Raw genomic sequence first — 17739 nt, forward strand, 5'->3', positions numbered from 1 at the left:
AGATTTTTTATTGTTTTCCTAATAGGTATTATAAACCTGTATTTTTGTTACACTACTTTGTATTGCATTGTACTAACAAGTCTTAACAGCCTGATTCTCTGGGTATTTAATTTTATTTTATTGCTAAAAAATTTTTTATTCTTTTCAAAATTGATTTTATATCTTTAAAGTATGAAACTGAAATTCTACAAAGCCCAATTGAAAATGAAGGAAACTTTTTCAATTGCCTACGGGAAATATCAACACCGAAACGCATTGCTTATAGAACTTTCTCATCATGAAAAGAAAGGCTATGGCGAATGTGTAGAAATCGACTATTACGGCATTCGTTTGGACGATTTTATCGTAAAGTTAAAATCTATTGAAAAAGAAATTGAAACCCCATCAATCTCACATCCCTTTGAATTTAATTTGAAACTAAAATCCTTAGATCTGCCCTCTTTTCTACAATCGGCTTTGGATTGTGCGTATTGGGATTTGTACGGAAAATTGGAAAATAAATCTTTTGCCGAACTCAATCGTTTATCTAACACCGTTTCAACCGAAAGCTCCATCACCATTTCCATAGCTCCTATCGAGGTTCAATTAAAAAAAATTAATGAAAGCTCGTGGTCAAAATTCAAAGTAAAATGCAGCAGTTTGGATAAAAATAATTTAGAAAAACTCTTACAAACTGAGAAAAACATCGCCTTGGATGCCAACGCCAGCTTCACCAAAGACGATTGCATTTGGCTTCAGAATTGTCCAATTTCTGAACACTTCACCTACATCGAACAGCCCATGCCTATTGGAAAGTTTAACACTCTTGATAAAAACAAATTCGCCAACTGGATGGCCGATGAAGATGCGCAACACCTGGAAGATTTAGAAAAATTAAAACCACATTACAAAAGCATCAACATCAAACTGATGAAATGCGGTGGACTGACTCCCGCGCTAGAATTAATACAAAAAGCGAAAGACAACGACTTTAAAATCATGCTCGGTTGCATGACGGAATCCAGTGTTGGGATTTCCGCAGCATGTGCATTAGCACCGCTGTTGGACTTTGCAGATCTGGACGGTGCCAACCTTATCGCCAACGACTATGCCCAAGGAAGTTTCGTAAAAGAGGGTAAAATAAAAATCTCCGAAAAACCCGGCTTGGGGATTTCATTAATCTAAAATCGAAAAAACTTCAAATTCTTCTTTCTAAACGATTAAAAACCAACAATTATTGAACAATTACACTCCATTTTTTCGTTAAAAATCATTATATTCGCACGATTAAAAATCTTAAGCGAAAGAAGTTACAATGACGAAATTCAACGAATATAAAAAATTAGATTTAATAGCAGTTGCAGACGGCGTAGCTGCATCATGGAAACAAGAAGATACCTTCAAAAAATCGGTAGAGATTAGAAAAGGACAACCGGAATTTGTTTTCTACGAAGGACCTCCTTCCGCAAACGGACTTCCCGGCATACACCATGTGATGGCAAGAGCAATTAAAGATATTTTTTGTCGTTTCCAAACCCAAAACGGAAAACAGGTATTTCGTAAAGCCGGTTGGGACACCCACGGACTCCCTGTAGAATTGGGCGTAGAGAAAGAATTGGGAATTACCAAAGAAGATATCGGAAAAAAAATCACCATCGAAGAGTACAACCAAGCGTGTAGAAACGCCGTGATGAAATACACCGATGTTTGGAACGACCTTACCGAAAAAATCGGTTACTGGGTAGATTTGGAAAACCCATACATCACCTACCAACCCAAATATATGGAAACCGTTTGGTGGCTTTTGAAACAATTGTACAACAAAAATCTTTTGTACAAAGGGTACACCATACAACCGTACTCGCCAAAAGCAGGTACCGGACTGTCTTCTCACGAACTTAACCAACCCGGAACATATCGTGATGTTTCGGACACCACAGTTGTTGCACAGTTTAAAGTAAAAAATCTTTCAGAAAAATTACAACCCATCTTAGCATCGGTACAGGACAACATCCACATTCTGGCTTGGACCACAACTCCTTGGACTTTGCCTTCCAACACGGCACTTACCGTTGGTAATGACATCGATTATGTTTTGATAAAAACCTTCAACCAATATACTTTTGAGCCCATCAACATAATACTTGCTAAAGCATTGGTAGCAAAACAATTTGGCAAAAAATATGCTGAAGGTTCGGATGAAGATTTCACCAATTATTCTTCGGAAAACAAAACCATCCCTTATCAAGTCATAACCGAATTCAAAGGTTCAGACCTTTGTGGCACGACCTACGAGCAATTGGTTCCTTGGTTTTTACCATCAGAAAATCCGGAAAAAGCATTTGTAGTAATTCCTGGTGAATTTGTGACCACCGAAGACGGTACGGGTATTGTACACACCGCTCCTACTTTTGGTGCCGACGATGCTAAAGTAGCTAAAGACGCTGGAGTCCCACCAATGCTGGTGAAAGACGAAAACGACAACCTTGTCCCTTTGGTGGATCTTACAGGACGATTTTTGAAAGGCGAAAATGTCCCTGAAATTTTCTCAGGAAAATTCATCAAAAACGAATATTACGACGAAGGTACTGCTCCTGAAAAATCTTGGGATGTAGAACTCGCTATTTTACTAAAAACCGAGAACAAAGCTTTCAAAGTTGAAAAATATGTACACAGCTATCCGCATTGCTGGAGAACAGACAAGCCGGTTTTGTACTATCCTCTCGACTCTTGGTTTGTGAAAATGTCTCAAGTCAAAAACCGATTGGTAGAACTGAATGAAGACATCAATTGGAAACCAAAATCGACCGGAGAAGGCCGATTTGCCAATTGGTTAGAAAATGTAAACGACTGGAACCTTTCCCGCTCAAGATATTGGGGAATCCCATTGCCCATCTGGAGAACAGAAGATTCTAAAGAGGAAATCATCATCGGTTCTGTTGAAGAACTTTATACAGAAATTGAAAAATCCGTATCCCTAGGTTTCATGACCGAAAACCCATTCAAAGGATTTGAAATCGGGAACATGAACGAGGAAAATTATGCTAAAATTGATTTGCATAAAAATATTGTTGATGGAATTGTTTTGGTTTCCGAAAATGGCAAACCAATGAAAAGAGAGAGCGACCTGATCGATGTATGGTTTGATTCCGGAGCAATGCCTTATGCACAATTGCATTATCCGTTCGAAAACAAAGAACTCATCGACAACAACAAAGCTTTCCCTGCAGATTTCATCGCCGAAGGTGTGGACCAAACTCGTGGTTGGTTCTATACCTTACACGCCATTGCAACCACAGTTTTTGACGGAATTGCATATAAAAATGTGGTGTCAAACGGTTTGGTTTTGGATAAAAACGGGCAAAAAATGTCCAAAAGATTGGGCAATGCCATAGACCCTTTCGAGACTTTGAAAAAATACGGTCCCGATGCTACCCGTTGGTACATGATCTCCAATGCCAATCCTTGGGAGAATCTAAAATTTGACCTGGAAGGCATAGACGAGGTAAGAAGAAAATTCTTCGGAACACTATACAACACCTATTCATTCTTCGCTCTTTATGCCAATGTTGATGGTTTTAAATACAGCGAAAAAGAAATTGAAAACCGTCCTGAAATCGACCGTTGGATCTTATCAGAACTGCACCTCTTGATAAAAGAAGTTACTGAAAATTACAACGATTACGAACCTACAAAAGTAGCTAGAGCCATCAATACTTTTGTGAACGACAACCTTTCTAATTGGTATGTAAGACTCTGCAGAAGAAGATTCTGGAAAGGCGATTATTCGGAAGATAAAATCTCCGCTTACCAAACTTTATACACCTGCCTAGAGTCGATTGCAAAAATTGCCGCTCCAATTGCACCATTTTTCATGGATCAATTGTACAGAGATTTGAACAGCATTACCGGCAAAGACCGTGCAGAAAGTGTACACCTAACCAATTTCCCAACGGTTGACGAAAACAAAATCGAATTGGATTTGGTAGAGAAAACCCATCTTGCACAACAAGTTACCTCCATGGTTTTCTCTTTGAGAAAGAAGGAGAACATAAAAGTAAGACAGCCTCTTCAAAAAGTAATGATCCCTGTTTTGGACACAAAAACAGAAACTCAATTACTGGCGGTTAGCGACCTGATTAAGCAAGAAGTTAATGTAAAAGAACTTCAATTGATCAATGCCGAAGAAGCCAGCCACCTTATCGTGAAACAAATCAAACCAAACTTTAAAGCTTTGGGACCTAAATTGGGCAAAGACATGAAAACGGTTGGTGCTGAGATTCAAAATTTCTCCTCAGAGCAGATTTCCTTATTAGAAAAAGAAGGAAAAATTGAAGTTTCGGGTTATGAAATTACCTTAGACGATGCCGAAATTACCACCAAAGACATTCCTGGATGGACGGTAATCAGCGAGGGTAAGGTAACCGTAGCCTTGGATCTTACCATCACCGATGAGTTAAAGTCTGAAGGAATTTCGAGAGAGTTTGTCAATAGAATTCAAAATTTAAGAAAAGACAAAGATTTTGATCTTACGGATAGAATTTCATTACAATTAGAAGAAAATTGTCCGTTCAAAACAGAACTTACCAACAATCATCAATATATTATCAATGAGGTATTGTCGGATAAAATAGAATTTGTATATTCACTCAATAATTACGATGAAATAGAAATAGACGAAGTTCTTTTCAAAGTAAAAGTGGACAAACAATAGTACGATATCATTTTAGAAATCATATTGTGCTACAAACTAACATCTGAAAAACAAAAGACATGGACGAGAGAGTACGCTACAATGAAAGCGATTTGCAAGAATTTAGAAAAATTATACTGGAGAAAATAGCAAAAGCAGAAAAGGATTTGGTTATGATCAATGAAAGTTTCTTGAACGATCACAACAACGGAACCGACGATACTGCACCCACCTTTAAAGCTTTTGAAGAAGGTGCAGAAACCCTGAGCAAAGAACAAAATGCGATCTTGGCAGGAAGACAAGAAAAGTTCATCCGTGATCTGAAACACGCACTCATCCGCATCGAAAACAAAACCTACGGAATATGTCGCGTTACAGGAAAACTAATCCCTAAAGAGAGATTGATGGCCGTTCCGCATGCTACTTTGAGTATCGAAGCTAAAAATATGCAACGCTAAAACAGTTCAACTATAAAAAACCTAAGGTTTATAATGACTTTCATGAGCATTATAAACCTTTTTTATTCCTATGACCTTAGTCCTTATCTTAATTATTGTTATTTTTGCCTTTTATTTTTTCAGAAGGAAAAACACCTCATCCTCTTCTCATAAAAATTCGGCCTATACCCTAGACGATGAATACAACGAAAGAAAAATCAACCAACAAAAAGAGATTGATCATCTTTTGAGTAAAATGGGAAAAAACGGAATTGATGATCTTTCTGAAAAAGACAGAAAAAGACTCGACGAACTTTCAAAAAATTTAAAGTAACCTAGACCAATTGTAAAATAAAAGGGTGTACAATCCTCGAAATATCTATGAAAAAAATAGCATTCATCACCGTAATCATCTTGTTAATTGATCAAATATCAAAAATATACATCAAAACCCACTTCAACTTGGGCGAAAGCATTGATGTTTTCCCGGGTTTCAAACTGACTTTTGTTGAAAATCCCGGCATGGCTTACGGTTTTCATTTTGGTGGGCTGTTGGGAAAATACGCTTTGGTCATCCTAAGAATTGCCCTGATTGGTGGCATGGTCTATTTGTTTAAAAAATGGATCAGCGAAGGCAGAACCAGCAATTACCTTCTCCTTCCTATGGCCATGATTTTTGGTGGAGCCATTGGAAATTTAATCGACGGAATGTTTTACGGAATGATCTTCGACAGCGGTTCCATTTTTGACGAAAGTGTTAACCGATGGATAGAATACGGAGGCACTTCTCAACTTACTGCTTTTGGTCATGGCTATTCTACCTTTATGAAAGGCTGCGTGGTCGATATGCTTCACTTTCCACTTGTCGATTGGTGGGTACCGGAAAGTTGGCCCATCATTGGTGGAAAACACATCGAGTTCTTCAAATACATTTTCAACATTGCGGATTCTGCCATCACCGTTGGTGCCGCACTTCTGTATGTATTCAGAAAAAAAGCATTCCCATACGGGTTTGAACTTTAATTAACAAAAAAATTCATTTAACTAAAATAAAAATTTTATGTCCAGAATTCTTACCGGCATCCAAGCAACCGGTACGCCACATTTGGGAAACCTTTTAGGTGCGATAATCCCCGCAATCGAACTGTCCCAACAAAAAGAAAATGAATCCTTTCTTTTCATCGCCAACATGCATTCTTTAACCCAAATAAAGAATGCCGAAGAATTAAAACAAAATACATACGAGATTGCTGCCGCTTGGCTTGCCTGTGGCTTAGATACCGAAAAAACCTATTTTTATAGACAGAGTGACATACCAGAAACTTGCGAACTGGCTTGGTATTTGGAATGTTTTTTCCCTTTCCAAAGGCTACAACTTGCCCATTCTTTCAAGGACAAAGCCGATCGCTTGCAAGATGTAAACGCCGGTCTTTTTACCTATCCCATGCTGATGGCTGCCGACATCTTGTTGTACGATGCCGAGGTGGTTCCCGTAGGCAAAGACCAGCTACAACATTTGGAAATGGCTAGAGATGTAGGATCCAGATTTAACCATCAAATGGGTGAGGTTTTTATATTGCCTCAAGCCGAATTGCAAAAAGAAACCAAATATGTTCCTGGAACTGACGGAAATAAAATGTCGAAATCCAGGGGAAACATCATCAACATCTTCTTACCGGAAAAACAACTGAAGAAACAAATTATGAGTATAGAAACGGACTCTACCCCTCTGGAAGAGCCTAAGGATCCCAATACTTGTAAAGTGTTTGCCATCTTTAGTTTGATTGCCAACGAAGTGCAAACCGAAGAAATAAGAGCAAAATATTTGGGCGGAAACTTCGGCTACGGACATGCCAAAACGGAATTGTTGAATCTGATTTTAACTCATTTTAAAAACGAAAGAGAAAAGTTTGACTATTACATGAATAATCTTCCAGAATTGGAAGCCAAGCTGCAAGAAGGTGCAGCCAAAACCAAAGCAGTAGCTACAGAAACCTTGAAAAGAGTACGATTAAGCTTGGGAATGTAAACCTGGGACAATCATCTTTACTCAATACAGCCATCCTTTGGGATGGTTTTTTTGTTTCAAGTTTAAAGTTTCAAGTTTCAAGTTTCGGGTTTCGGGTTTTAAATTCTAAAGTCAAAAAAAAAGCCATCCGATCTGGACAGCTTCTTTAAATTGTATAAACGCTAAAATTATGCGTTAGGCTCTACAGATACAAAAGATCTGTTGTTTGCTTTCTTTCTGAAAACTACTTTACCATCTACAAGTGCGAACAAAGTATGGTCTTTACCAATACCTACATTCGTTCCTGGGTGGTGCTGTGTACCTCTTTGTCTTACAATGATGTTACCAGCAATAGCTTCTTGTCCTCCAAAAATCTTAACTCCTAATCTTTTAGAGTGAGATTCTCTACCGTTCTTGGAACTACCGACTCCTTTCTTATGTGCCATTTTATTTTATGGTTTTGGGATGTTAATAATTAATTATTTTGTCTTGATTAGAAACCAGTGATTGATGTAATCTTGATTTGTGTCAAAGACTGTCTGTGACCATTTTTCTTTTCGTAACCTTTTCTTCTTTTCTTTTTGAAAACGATTACTTTATCAGCTTTTACATGGTCTAGGATTTCAGCAGCTACTGAAACTCCGCTTACAGCTGGGGCGCCCACAGTGATGGACCCGTTAGAAGTAAGAAGTACTTTATCAAAAGATACAGAAGCTCCTTTATCTCCTTTCAAACGGTTCACAAACAACTTTTGGTCTTTTTCAACTCTGTATTGAAGCCCTGCTATCTCTACAATTGCAAACATTGTTTATAATTTTTAGGTTAATAATTAATCTTATTTTGGTCTGCAAAAGTAATGAAATATTTTGAATTACAAACAATAACCATTCTTTTTTTTATTTAATCCTAAACCACATTACCTAATTTTTAGTAAAAGCAACTACGATCATAATTATGTTAAATATTTCTTAAAATTATTTATCTTTGGCGAATAATATCAAACTCAATTTCAGTACATGACTGTAAAATCTCATAGTGACCGCTGCATCTTCAAAGCACCGGAATGATTATAGAATGTTCATTCTCAATTTATTTAATTAAAAACAATCAACTTAAAACATTCTATAAAAATGAAATTACCTTACGCAGAACCGTACAGAATAAAAATGGTAGAACCTATCGGGCAATCTACATCAGAAGAAAGAGCACAATGGATTAAAGAAGCCGACTTCAACCTTTTCAACCTATCCAGCTCAAAAGTATTTATCGATTTCTTAACCGACTCCGGAACCGGCGCCATGTCCGACAAACAATGGGCAGCACTGATGAGAGGAGACGAAAGTTATGCCGGCGCAAGATCTTTTGAAGAGCTAAAATCTGCCGTACAAAACATTACAGGATACCAATACCTTTTGCCTACCCACCAAGGTCGTGCAGCAGAAAATGTATTGTTCTCTGCCCTAGTAAAAGAAGGCGATGTAATCCCAGGAAACTCCCACTTCGACACCACCAAAGGTCATATCGAATTTAGAAAAGCCCATGCCATCGATTGTACGATTGATGAGGCTTTCGACACTGAACTGGAGCATCCCTTCAAAGGAAATTTGGATTTGGTAAAATTGGAAGAAGTTTACAAACAATACGGCAAAGAAAAAATCCCTTTCTGTTTGGTAACCATCACTTGCAATTCGTCCGGCGGACAACCCGTTTCTATCGAGAATGTAAAAGCGGTAAAAGCTCTTTCCGACCAATACGAAATTCCAATTATTTTCGACTCGGCAAGATTTGCAGAAAACGCATACTTCATCAAAAAAAGAGAAAAAGGACAAGAAAACAGAAGCATAAAAGAAATTTGTAAAGAAATCTTCTCTTACGGAATCGGGATGACCATGTCGTCTAAAAAAGACGGTTTGGTAAACATCGGCGGATTTATTGCCCTGAACGACGAAGAAATCTTTAGAACCGCATCCAACTTCACCATCATCTACGAAGGCTTCATCACCTACGGAGGAATGGCCGGTAGAGACATGGCTGCTTTGGCAGTAGGTTTGGACGAAGCTACCGAGTTTGACTACTTGGAAAGCAGAATTTCACAAATCGAATACCTTGGAAATCTCCTGATCGAATGGGGAATCCCTATCCAAAGACCCATCGGTGGACACGCAATTTTTATAGATGCTGTTAAATTTTTACCGAATGTGAAAAGAGAAGAATTTCCGGCTCAGACTTTAGGAATTGAATTGTACAAAGAAGCAGGAATCCGTGGGGTTGAAATCGGAACCATCTTGGCGGATAGAGATCCTGAAACCAGAGAAAACCGCTATCCTAAAATGGAACTTTTACGATTGGCCATCCCGAGAAGAACCTACACCAACAACCACATGTATTATGTTGCTGTAGCCCTTAAAAACATCTTCGAAAGAAGAAACGAAATTACCAAAGGATACGAAATCACTTGGGAATCTCCGATCTTAAGACACTTTACGGTAAAGCTAAAAGAAGCTTAAACCAAATATCTTCTGGGTTTTACGAAATGTAAAACCCAGTTTTTTAGTCAACCAAGAATACACTATCTTTGGTGCGGAATGAGAAAACCTTTCGTTATTTTTTTTCGATCCCTCAGGAGCTTGTCCATTTCTAAACTTTTAAAACTTGGAACGCTCACCATAAAGCACCCATTGTTCAGCATGATGGGTTTTTGGGCTACACTGAAAGCCTTTGCGATTGTCCAGAAAAAATTCCCGAACAGCAACTCTGGAAACGGCAAAGGAAATGCTTTTCGACATGCATTGTGGTCGGCACTAATCCTTTCCTATTGTTCTAAAATTTCATCACCTGAAAAAGCTAAAAATTTCAGCCTGAAAATGACTTCCCTACACGAAGATCTTTTCCCAAACACCGATCTGGAAAAAAAAATGGATCTGCACAACAACCAAGTGGGTATTGATCTTTTTTTTGAACTTTTACCCGGAATTCACAGACAGTTTTTCGAAACTTCATTTTTGATTGATGCCCTAACCAAGAAATTAGAAAAGGCTAAAAAAATCAATAGCAGACAAAAGAGTTTTGATACCGAATTGGTCTATTTGGATGACGATATGGATTAAAAATCGCCTCTACTACGATTCTGCGAAAATGATAATGGCTCCTAGATGTAATCAACGAAATGGGTTATGGCATAGATGAGCAAACCTACCAATCCGCCCACCAAAGTCCCATTGATGCGAATGTATTGAAGATCTTTACCCACTTCCAACTCCAATTTCTGGCTCAGTTCATTGCCTTTCCAGTTGCCAACGGTATCTGAAATCAGTTCACCAAAACGATTTTTATTTCTTAGAATGTACTTATATGCGGTGCTACGAACCAATTTATCCGTTTTTTCCTGCACCGCAAGATCGTTTTGCAAGGTATCGGCAAGCGAAACAAGATTTTTTTCCAAATACAGTTTTAGCTTTCCGTCTTCTGAAGAAAGCTCGGCAAGAAGTGTCGTTTTTATGGACAACCAAATGTCATTGGCATACACTTTTAGTTTTTCTTCAGTTAAAAATCCTTTTTTCAGATGATCGAACTTTTCTTCCCATATCTGCCCATCACGAATTTCTTTGGCAAATTTTTCTAACCTCAGGGTGAGTTCATCCCGAAGTGGATGATGCTCGTTCCCTTCGACCTCCATAAAAAAATCCAATAGCCCATCGGAAATTTTTCCGGCTATTTTATTGTCAAAAAATTTAGGAATGAATGCATAACTGTTGTCTTGTACCCTTTCACGAATCATCTCCCTGTTGTTATGAATGTAGTATTGAATTTGGGACGACAAATAAGTGAGTAAATTTTGATGCTCGTTATGCTCCAACAAATACTGCAAGCCTTGAGAGAGGAGCTGATTGACTTTTATTTTATCGGTGATTTCATTGGATTTTGCGGAAATAAATTCTACCACATCTTCGTCATTAAGCTTCTCGACAACATCTTTTATAACAATTGAAGTTTCTGTTAAAAGCCTTTTCCTATTGGCTTCAACAGCCAGCCAATCTCCTAAAATTGTGGAAACTTTAATTTTCTGAATGTAAGGACGGATGTTATCTGGAGACAAAAAATTATCAACGACAAAAGTTCCTAGGTTATCACCAATGTTTTCTTTTGATTTTTCGATCAGGTTGGTGTGTGGAATTTTCAGTCCAAAAGGATGGTGAAACAACGCCGTTACAGCAAACCAATCCGCTAAAGCACCTACCATAGCCGCTTCAGAAAAAGCGCGAACATAACCCACCCACCATACTGGACTTTTTTTCTCAATTATTGTTGCAAATGCAAAAACCACCATCATGACAAGAAAGAGTCCCGTTGCCAAATATTTATGCCTCTGCAGTTGTTTTTCTTTAATTCTCGTATTCATCAATTCAAATTTAGTAATTTTGAAAACGAAAAACCGCGACTTGAACAAGAAATATGAAAACAGACTCCTTATGAAAACACTTTTCAGAACTTTCGCTCTTTTCATGAGCCTGTCGTGCACCAAATATCATCAACCCATAAAAAGTAAAACCATGCAAGAAAACAAAATCATAAACCCTCATTTCTCCAGAACCGATACCGGTATTGTAAAATTACCCAACACGGTTTGGAAACATTTGCTTTCGCCAGAGCTTTACCACATTGCCAGGGAAGCAGGAACCGAAAGACCACACAGTGGAAAGTTTAATAATTTTGATGAAAAAGGCGATTACTATTGTGCTGCCTGTGGCAATCATCTTTTCAAAAGCACGGCTAAATTTGCCTCTACTTGCGGTTGGCCAAGCTTCTACGAAGCCGATAAAAATGGGGTTAAATACAGAAAAGACATCTCTCACGGAATGGACAGGATTGAGGTTTTGTGCAAGAGATGCGACTCGCATCTTGGCCATGTCTTTAATGACGGGCCAGAACCTACCGGAGTTCGATTTTGCATGAACTCAATTAGCTTGGACTTTGAAGCTGAAAAATAAAAAAGCAAAATTCAAAATTAAAGAAACCTTCGCAGGAATAACTTGCGAAGGTTTTTTGTAGAATAAAATCTACAAGCGCATCGAATTCTATCGACCGATTCGATACTGTATTTAATCTCCAGTTGAAGTAAATTTGCACATAGATAACGACAAGAAAAAACAAGTAACACAAGTGATGAAAGTCGTTATTTGGAGTTCCAATTACACAAAGGAAAAAACACACAAATAGATGAAACTAAAACACAAATGATGAAAAAATGGTTTTTAGTTTAGTTGAGTGCATAATATAGATTTTCTATTTATGCACTTTTTTTTATGTTAAAATTTTAGTGAAATTTTCTATTAAATCTTGAAATCCTTAAAAAGAAATGGAATAAGTCCCTGTTGAGGAAACACTGGCTTTTTCGGCTTTCACATATTTTTTCACCCAAGAAATTGTTGTTGAAACCGCACAAGGATCAGAAATTCCAGAATTCCTTTTTGCAGAGGTTACATTTCCGGATTTATCAACCGTGTAGGCGATAACTATAGTCCCACTTGCCGAACAATTGTGTGAAGGTTGTGCCCCGCCTCTTCCCATAGTACCCGGGATAAAGCCTGTTAATTTTCTATCGATGCCTATTTTACTATCGCCATTTCCGTCTCCTCCCAAAGGATCGCCTGCATTACCTATGCCTTGTCCCGAACCTTGAGAACCGGGGTTTTTCCCACGACCAGCGATTAGATTTCCAATGGCTTGACTCCCTTTTCCATCACCGCTTCCGGATTTGGCATTGGCTACCGCATTGGATTTTCCTCCCTGTTTAGATTTTGCATTTTGGGAAGTTGTTGACGGATTTTTAGCATTCGCTTTCGCACTGTTCTCTTTTTTTTCATCCGTCTTGGCAACTGTTTTTACTATTTTTTTATCGCTATTCCCCGTAAATATTTTTTCAGAACCAACATCTTTTGTCGCTTTTGTATTCACAACCGGAGTGGCATTTTGTACATCTGTTTTTTTCTTGTCACTCACCATTTCTTCTATAGGAACGGTAGTCGTTTCTCCTGCTAAAGAGCCTTCTTGTGGTGCTGGCTCATCGGTACCATTTCCGTTTCTGTTATCCCCAAAATTTATAAGCATTCGGGTAACCACTTCATGCCGAGGAGGCGTTTTTTCAATAATTTTATACCAAAATAAAAAAAGCAAAATGGCAGACCAAATCACCGCAGTTATAATTCCGCTTTTTAGTCTGTCGCTGTTGTCTTCTTTATTTTCTATGGAATTTAGACGCATCATCTAATCTTAAATGATTAATTACTTTCTTTGATGGTTGCTATGGCGATATTGAAATGGTGCTTTTCGGCAATTTCCATCACATATACAAAATCTTTGTGCAAGGTATTTTCATCGGCTCTCACCGTGAATGAAGGCGTCGTTCTCCCTTTCATTTTTTCGGTAATGGACGACTCCAATGCTTCTTTTGGTGTTTGCACATCATTGACATAAAATGTCCCATCAGGCTTTATACTCACCGTAACCTCATCCGGAATATTCGGATTGTCCACGCTTCCTTTTGGCAAATTAACATTAACCGCAGAGATGTTAGACGCTGCAGAAGTCACCATAAAAAAGATGAGCAAAAGCAGGATCACATCCACCATAGCCGCTAAGCTAAAATCTGGATTTGCTTTATTCCTTCTTTTAATTTTCATATTATGGTTTGTTGATGATGTCTAAGAAATCTGTGGACAGTTGTTGGGTTTTCAGAACGAATTTATCAATTCTGGTCAACAACAAATTATAAAAAAAGTTTGCCGGAATAGCAACTGCCAAACCGGTTGCCGTCTGCCCCAACGCTGTGTAAATCCCTTCGGACAGGGTTTTTGGTGAGAAAGAGCCTTCCATATTGGCCATATTGAAAAACGCCATGATAATCCCGATTACCGTTCCCAAAAGCCCCAACATGGGAGCAATACTGGGTACAGCTGCCAAAAGATTTAAGTTTTTTTCTAATTTGGACACTTCGATCTGTCCTTGGCTTTCCATAGCACTTACAATATCCGAAACCGGCCTACCAACACGGGTTATCCCTTTTTCAATAATTCGAGCTTCTGGTGTATTTTGTCTTTCGCAATAATCTACGGCACTCTGCACCTTTCCATCCCTCAACAAGTCATTTAGATTGTTGATCAAATTCATGTCGGTAGCTTTTATCTGTCTGTTGATGTAGAATAATCGTTCCAAAAACAGGTACAAAGAGAAAACACCAAGAACCAAAACGGTTATCATAACGACATTGGCAAATACATTACCGTGGAACATGATGTTCCAAAAAGAAAATACTTTTTCCTGAGCGGGTGCAACAGCAGCTTGTAGAAACATGGACTATTTTTTTATGTTATCAATTGAACGATGAAAGTAAAAATTTATTTTCAATAAAACCCCATACAACAGAAATAAATTTCGGCATCTAAGTCTATTTTACACAAAAAACAGAACCTTATTGGGCTTAAAATACGAGGCAAATACCTTGCCGATTACTTTCAATTCGTAAAAGTAATACAAAAAAATGAAAAGAATTGTTGATTGAGTTTGAAAACTTTTTGCACTTAGTCATCAACTTCGATGTCATCTACATTAAAATGACATTTTAGTTTAAATGGAATTACTTCATCAGTACCGGTGTAAAAATCATCAATTTCTCCCTCCCAGATCAAGTTCAATTCTTCCTTTTCGTTTTGTAAAAATTGGAGTTTGTTGTTGTAGAGGTAGGCGTCTTCATCATCGTACAAATTCACTTCGGTAAAGACCTCCTCATCGGTGTCGATAATTGTAAATGATTTGCCAATCAATTCACTACTTTCGATAGGAAAATTGGTAACGGAAAAAGACAGTTGAGGAAATTGATACTGCAACGAGTCGTCGTCCACATGATCTAAGGAATCGTCGGTAATGATCTCGACTTCCAGAAAATGCTGTTCGTTGGCATAAATGGCCTTGCAATAAGAGCTTTTGATGTTGTATTTTAAAGTTTCATCAGGATGGTAAATTTTTAAAATCCCTTTCATTTCAAGCAGAATAATGGTAAATGTTTAATTTTTTATTGTTAAAAACAAAGATATAAAATTGATTGAATGGAAAAATATTTTTTTTTATAATTTTTTCAATGATTTTTCATCATACCGTCAAGATCTTACTTGTATAAATCCTTAACTTTGCCCTCCACAATCAGCAGAATGAATTCATAGAATGAATCTTAGTGAATACAAAAAACTTGCAGAGCAAAAAAGCAAGGAACACAAAAAGTTTTTGGAAGGGCTAAAGAAAAAAACACCCAAAAATTTGGACTATATCGTTGAGGAAATTCACGAAGAGGTTTTTGAAGAAATCGACTGTCTTTCTTGTGCCAACTGTTGCAAAACCACAGGTCCATTGTACACCGAAAAAGACATTGAAAGGATTGCCAAGCACCTCCGAATGAAAGTTGCCGATTTTGAAGCCAAATTCTTAAGAACAGACGAAGATGGTGATAAAGTTTTGCAAAATCTACCTTGTTATTTTCTAAATGAGGACAACACCTGCTCCATCTACGAAGTACGACCGAAAGCCTGTCGTGAATACCCGCATACCGACAGAAAAAAGATTTATCAGATCAACAATTTAATGGTTAAAAACACGATCATTTGCCCAGCTGCTTATACTTGGGTCGAAAAAATGATGAAAAGACTGAAAAATTAATTCTCTCCAACAGCAATGGTTTTCCCACTTCGACACCATTCGCTCCACGACCCTACGAACAGCGATGGCATTTTAAATCCTGCATAATCCAGTGCCAAAAGGGTATGGCAAGCGGTAACTCCAGAACCACAATGTACAATCACCTGCTTTGAAGCATCTTCGAAAACCGATTTATATTTTTCTTTCAGATCTTCAGCGGACAAAAACAATCCACTTGCATCCAGATTTTCTGTGAGTGGAATGTTGATCGCTCCCGGGATATGCCCTGCAACCGGATCAATTGGTTCTGACTCGCCTAGATATCGATACGCATCTCGAACATCAATCACTACGGCTTTATTTTCGTTTAACAAAAGTTCAACATCGTTAATTTCCACGGTTGGCAATGTCCAATGATCGGGAATTTTTATGATGGACTGATGGATGTGCTCTTCACCAGATTTCATTTCAAAATCTCCCAAGGCTTGATAGCCACCACTCACCACCTGAACTTGCTCCAACCCAAACGATTTCAGCATCCACCAACATCGAGCCGCAGCATTGGCACCTCCTTTATCGTCGTAGATCACCACCCTGCTGTCTTCTTTAATGCCTAAAACCGAAAGTGTTTTGGCAAAATCAAAAAAATCCGGCAAAGGATGTCGGCCACCACGAGATGCATTGGTGACAGGAGCTGCCAAATCGCAATCCAAATCAATATATCGGGCACCTTTTACATGAGACTTCAAGTAAAGATCCCGAGAACCCATTCCTGCTCTGGCATCTAATATAACCAGATGAGGATCGTTAAGATTCTCTTTTAATTCATAAGCCTGAATGATGGAGGGCAATTTGGACATGATTTTTAGTTTTAAAACTTTTGATTAAAAATGAAAAATATCTTTTGCTTGGTTATAAGCACTTTCAAAATGCAATAAATTTTGCTGAATATCTATTTTTTCAACATGCATAAAATTGAAAACTTGCTCGGTAGGTGTGTTCCCAATCAAATCATCTTTTGCCATAGGGCAACCGCCAATGCCTTTAATTGCCGAGTCGAACCTACGGCAACCTTGGTCGTAAGCTGCTTTTAGCTTGACATACGACTCGTCATAACGGTTATGGAAATGTGCTCCAAAGTTGATGTGCGGATATTTGGAAGGAACTTTTGCAAACAATTCCGAGATGATTTCCGGAGTGGCAACGCCCGTTGTATCGGACAGTTGAATGGATTTTACTCCCATTTCCGAAAACCGATTGGCCCAGAAATCGACTTCTTCCCAAGACCAGGCTTCGCCATAAGGATTGCCAAAAGCCATGGAAAAGTACAAGTGCAATTGCTTACCTGCACTTTCGGTTAGTTCTTTTATTTTTTGAATTTCGCCCAACGCAAGTTCTCTACTTTTATTGGTATTGCGGTGTTGAAAAACTTCTGAGATGGAAAAAGGAAAGCCTAAAATATCAACGGGGTCGTGCTTCAACGCTTTTTCGGCGCCGGAAATGTTGGCAACAATGACCGAGAGTTGAGTATTGGAAATGGATTTGTCGATATTTTCTACAACTTCGGCAGAATCGGCCATTTGCGGGATGGCTTTTGGTGAGACAAAACTTGCGCAATCCAACACATCAAAACCCACTGCCATCAAGGCATTGATGTAGTCGATTTTCTTTTGTGTGGGGATCATTTCGCCCCAACCTTGCATGGCATCTCTAGGACATTCGGTAAGAAACATGGTTGTTTTTTTTGAATTTCTCAAATATAAGCTATTTTTTTTCGAGTTAAAATCTTGATAATGAATACCAACAACTCTCAACTACCACGCAAAATCCGCAAAGGTTGAAAAAAAACAAACGGATCTATCCATAATCTCTGAGCTGCACCCCGACCTGAGTGGAGCTCTTTTTGGTTTTTGGTTTTCTGAGCATCGTCGAAGGAA

At 38.3% G+C, this 17739-nt stretch carries 19 protein-coding genes; 10 read left to right on the forward strand and 9 right to left on the reverse strand.

The genetic code is table 11. The features are described from left to right. Positions 1-171: 171 nt before the first annotated feature. The 6 genes from H9Q20_RS05305 (at position 172) to trpS (ending at position 7138) form a co-directional block, all read left to right on the forward strand. Positions 172-1164, forward strand: a complete 993-nt coding sequence (locus tag H9Q20_RS05305; protein ID WP_187478458.1) for an enolase C-terminal domain-like protein — start codon at positions 172-174, stop codon at positions 1162-1164. A 130-nt stretch (positions 1165-1294) separates the two neighbouring features. Then, complete coding sequence (gene ileS / locus H9Q20_RS05310; protein ID WP_187478459.1) at positions 1295-4693, forward strand: isoleucine--tRNA ligase; 3399 nt, start codon at positions 1295-1297, stop codon at positions 4691-4693. Positions 4694-4752: 59 nt separating this feature from the next. After that, positions 4753-5130, forward strand: a complete 378-nt coding sequence (locus H9Q20_RS05315; RefSeq protein WP_124639348.1) for a TraR/DksA family transcriptional regulator — start codon at positions 4753-4755, stop codon at positions 5128-5130. Positions 5131-5200: 70 nt separating this feature from the next. After that, positions 5201-5443 carry a DUF6576 domain-containing protein gene (locus H9Q20_RS05320; RefSeq protein WP_124639346.1) on the forward strand — a complete coding sequence of 81 codons (243 nt, stop codon included), beginning with the start codon at positions 5201-5203 and terminating at the stop codon, positions 5441-5443. 47 nt (positions 5444-5490) lie between these two features. Next, positions 5491-6132 (forward strand): lipoprotein signal peptidase, encoded by a 642-nt coding sequence (locus H9Q20_RS05325; protein ID WP_187478460.1) that lies wholly within the window; start codon positions 5491-5493, stop codon positions 6130-6132. A 37-nt stretch (positions 6133-6169) separates the two neighbouring features. Then, positions 6170-7138 (forward strand): tryptophan--tRNA ligase, encoded by a 969-nt coding sequence (gene trpS, locus H9Q20_RS05330; RefSeq protein WP_187478461.1) that lies wholly within the window; start codon positions 6170-6172, stop codon positions 7136-7138. A gap of 167 nt (positions 7139-7305) precedes the next feature. Here trpS and rpmA read toward each other — a convergent pair whose 3' ends face one another. Then, complete coding sequence (gene rpmA, locus H9Q20_RS05335) at positions 7306-7563, reverse strand: 50S ribosomal protein L27 (protein WP_124639340.1); 258 nt, start codon at positions 7561-7563, stop codon at positions 7306-7308. A 47-nt stretch (positions 7564-7610) separates the two neighbouring features. Continuing rightward, complete coding sequence (gene rplU, locus H9Q20_RS05340) at positions 7611-7922, reverse strand: 50S ribosomal protein L21 (protein WP_124639338.1); 312 nt, start codon at positions 7920-7922, stop codon at positions 7611-7613. A 325-nt stretch (positions 7923-8247) separates the two neighbouring features. Here rplU and H9Q20_RS05345 point away from each other — a divergent pair, with 325 nt between their 5' ends. Both H9Q20_RS05345 and H9Q20_RS05350 read left to right on the forward strand, forming a co-directional pair. After that, positions 8248-9624, forward strand: coding sequence for a tryptophanase (locus H9Q20_RS05345; protein ID WP_124639336.1), 1377 nt, complete (start codon positions 8248-8250; stop codon positions 9622-9624). A 78-nt stretch (positions 9625-9702) separates the two neighbouring features. Next, positions 9703-10224 carry a DUF6973 domain-containing protein gene (locus tag H9Q20_RS05350; protein ID WP_124639334.1) on the forward strand — a complete coding sequence of 174 codons (522 nt, stop codon included), beginning with the start codon at positions 9703-9705 and terminating at the stop codon, positions 10222-10224. A gap of 41 nt (positions 10225-10265) precedes the next feature. Here the strand turns inward: H9Q20_RS05350 and H9Q20_RS05355 are convergent, their stop codons facing one another. Next, entirely contained in the window at positions 10266-11516 is a 1251-nt protein-coding gene (locus tag H9Q20_RS05355) for a DUF445 domain-containing protein (RefSeq protein ID WP_124639332.1), read from the reverse strand. Positions 11517-11586: 70 nt separating this feature from the next. On the opposite strand from H9Q20_RS05355, the gene msrB reads away from it, so the two are divergent. Continuing rightward, positions 11587-12105 carry a peptide-methionine (R)-S-oxide reductase MsrB gene (gene msrB, locus H9Q20_RS05360; protein ID WP_206428182.1) on the forward strand — a complete coding sequence of 173 codons (519 nt, stop codon included), beginning with the start codon at positions 11587-11589 and terminating at the stop codon, positions 12103-12105. A gap of 358 nt (positions 12106-12463) precedes the next feature. Here msrB and H9Q20_RS05365 read toward each other — a convergent pair whose 3' ends face one another. The 4 genes from H9Q20_RS05365 to H9Q20_RS05380 form a co-directional block, all read right to left on the reverse strand. Further along, complete coding sequence (locus H9Q20_RS05365; protein ID WP_124639726.1) at positions 12464-13378, reverse strand: ferric siderophore ABC transporter substrate-binding protein; 915 nt, start codon at positions 13376-13378, stop codon at positions 12464-12466. A gap of 17 nt (positions 13379-13395) precedes the next feature. Further along, positions 13396-13797 carry an ExbD/TolR family protein gene (locus H9Q20_RS05370; protein ID WP_124639330.1) on the reverse strand — a complete coding sequence of 134 codons (402 nt, stop codon included), beginning with the start codon at positions 13795-13797 and terminating at the stop codon, positions 13396-13398. 1 nt (position 13798) lies between these two features. Next, entirely contained in the window at positions 13799-14467 is a 669-nt protein-coding gene (locus tag H9Q20_RS05375) for a MotA/TolQ/ExbB proton channel family protein (RefSeq protein WP_124639328.1), read from the reverse strand. 227 nt (positions 14468-14694) lie between these two features. Further along, positions 14695-15153, reverse strand: a complete 459-nt coding sequence (locus tag H9Q20_RS05380) for a hypothetical protein (protein ID WP_124639327.1) — start codon at positions 15151-15153, stop codon at positions 14695-14697. Positions 15154-15334: 181 nt separating this feature from the next. Here H9Q20_RS05380 and H9Q20_RS05385 point away from each other — a divergent pair, with 181 nt between their 5' ends. After that, positions 15335-15823, forward strand: coding sequence for a YkgJ family cysteine cluster protein (locus tag H9Q20_RS05385; protein WP_187478462.1), 489 nt, complete (start codon positions 15335-15337; stop codon positions 15821-15823). Here H9Q20_RS05385 and H9Q20_RS05390 read toward each other — a convergent pair. Together H9Q20_RS05390 and H9Q20_RS05395 are read right to left on the reverse strand one after the other, a co-directional pair. After that, a complete protein-coding gene (locus tag H9Q20_RS05390) occupies positions 15820-16662 on the reverse strand; it encodes a sulfurtransferase (protein ID WP_124639323.1) in 843 nt (280 codons plus the stop codon). The genes H9Q20_RS05385 and H9Q20_RS05390 overlap by 4 nt on opposite strands. A gap of 24 nt (positions 16663-16686) precedes the next feature. Next, entirely contained in the window at positions 16687-17535 is an 849-nt protein-coding gene (locus tag H9Q20_RS05395) for a hydroxymethylglutaryl-CoA lyase (protein ID WP_124639321.1), read from the reverse strand. Positions 17536-17739: the final 204 nt, after the last annotated feature.

It is taken from the genome of Amniculibacterium sp. G2-70, from assembly GCF_014353055.1.
Taxonomy (GTDB): Bacteria; Bacteroidota; Bacteroidia; order Flavobacteriales; family Weeksellaceae; genus Amniculibacterium; species Amniculibacterium aquaticum.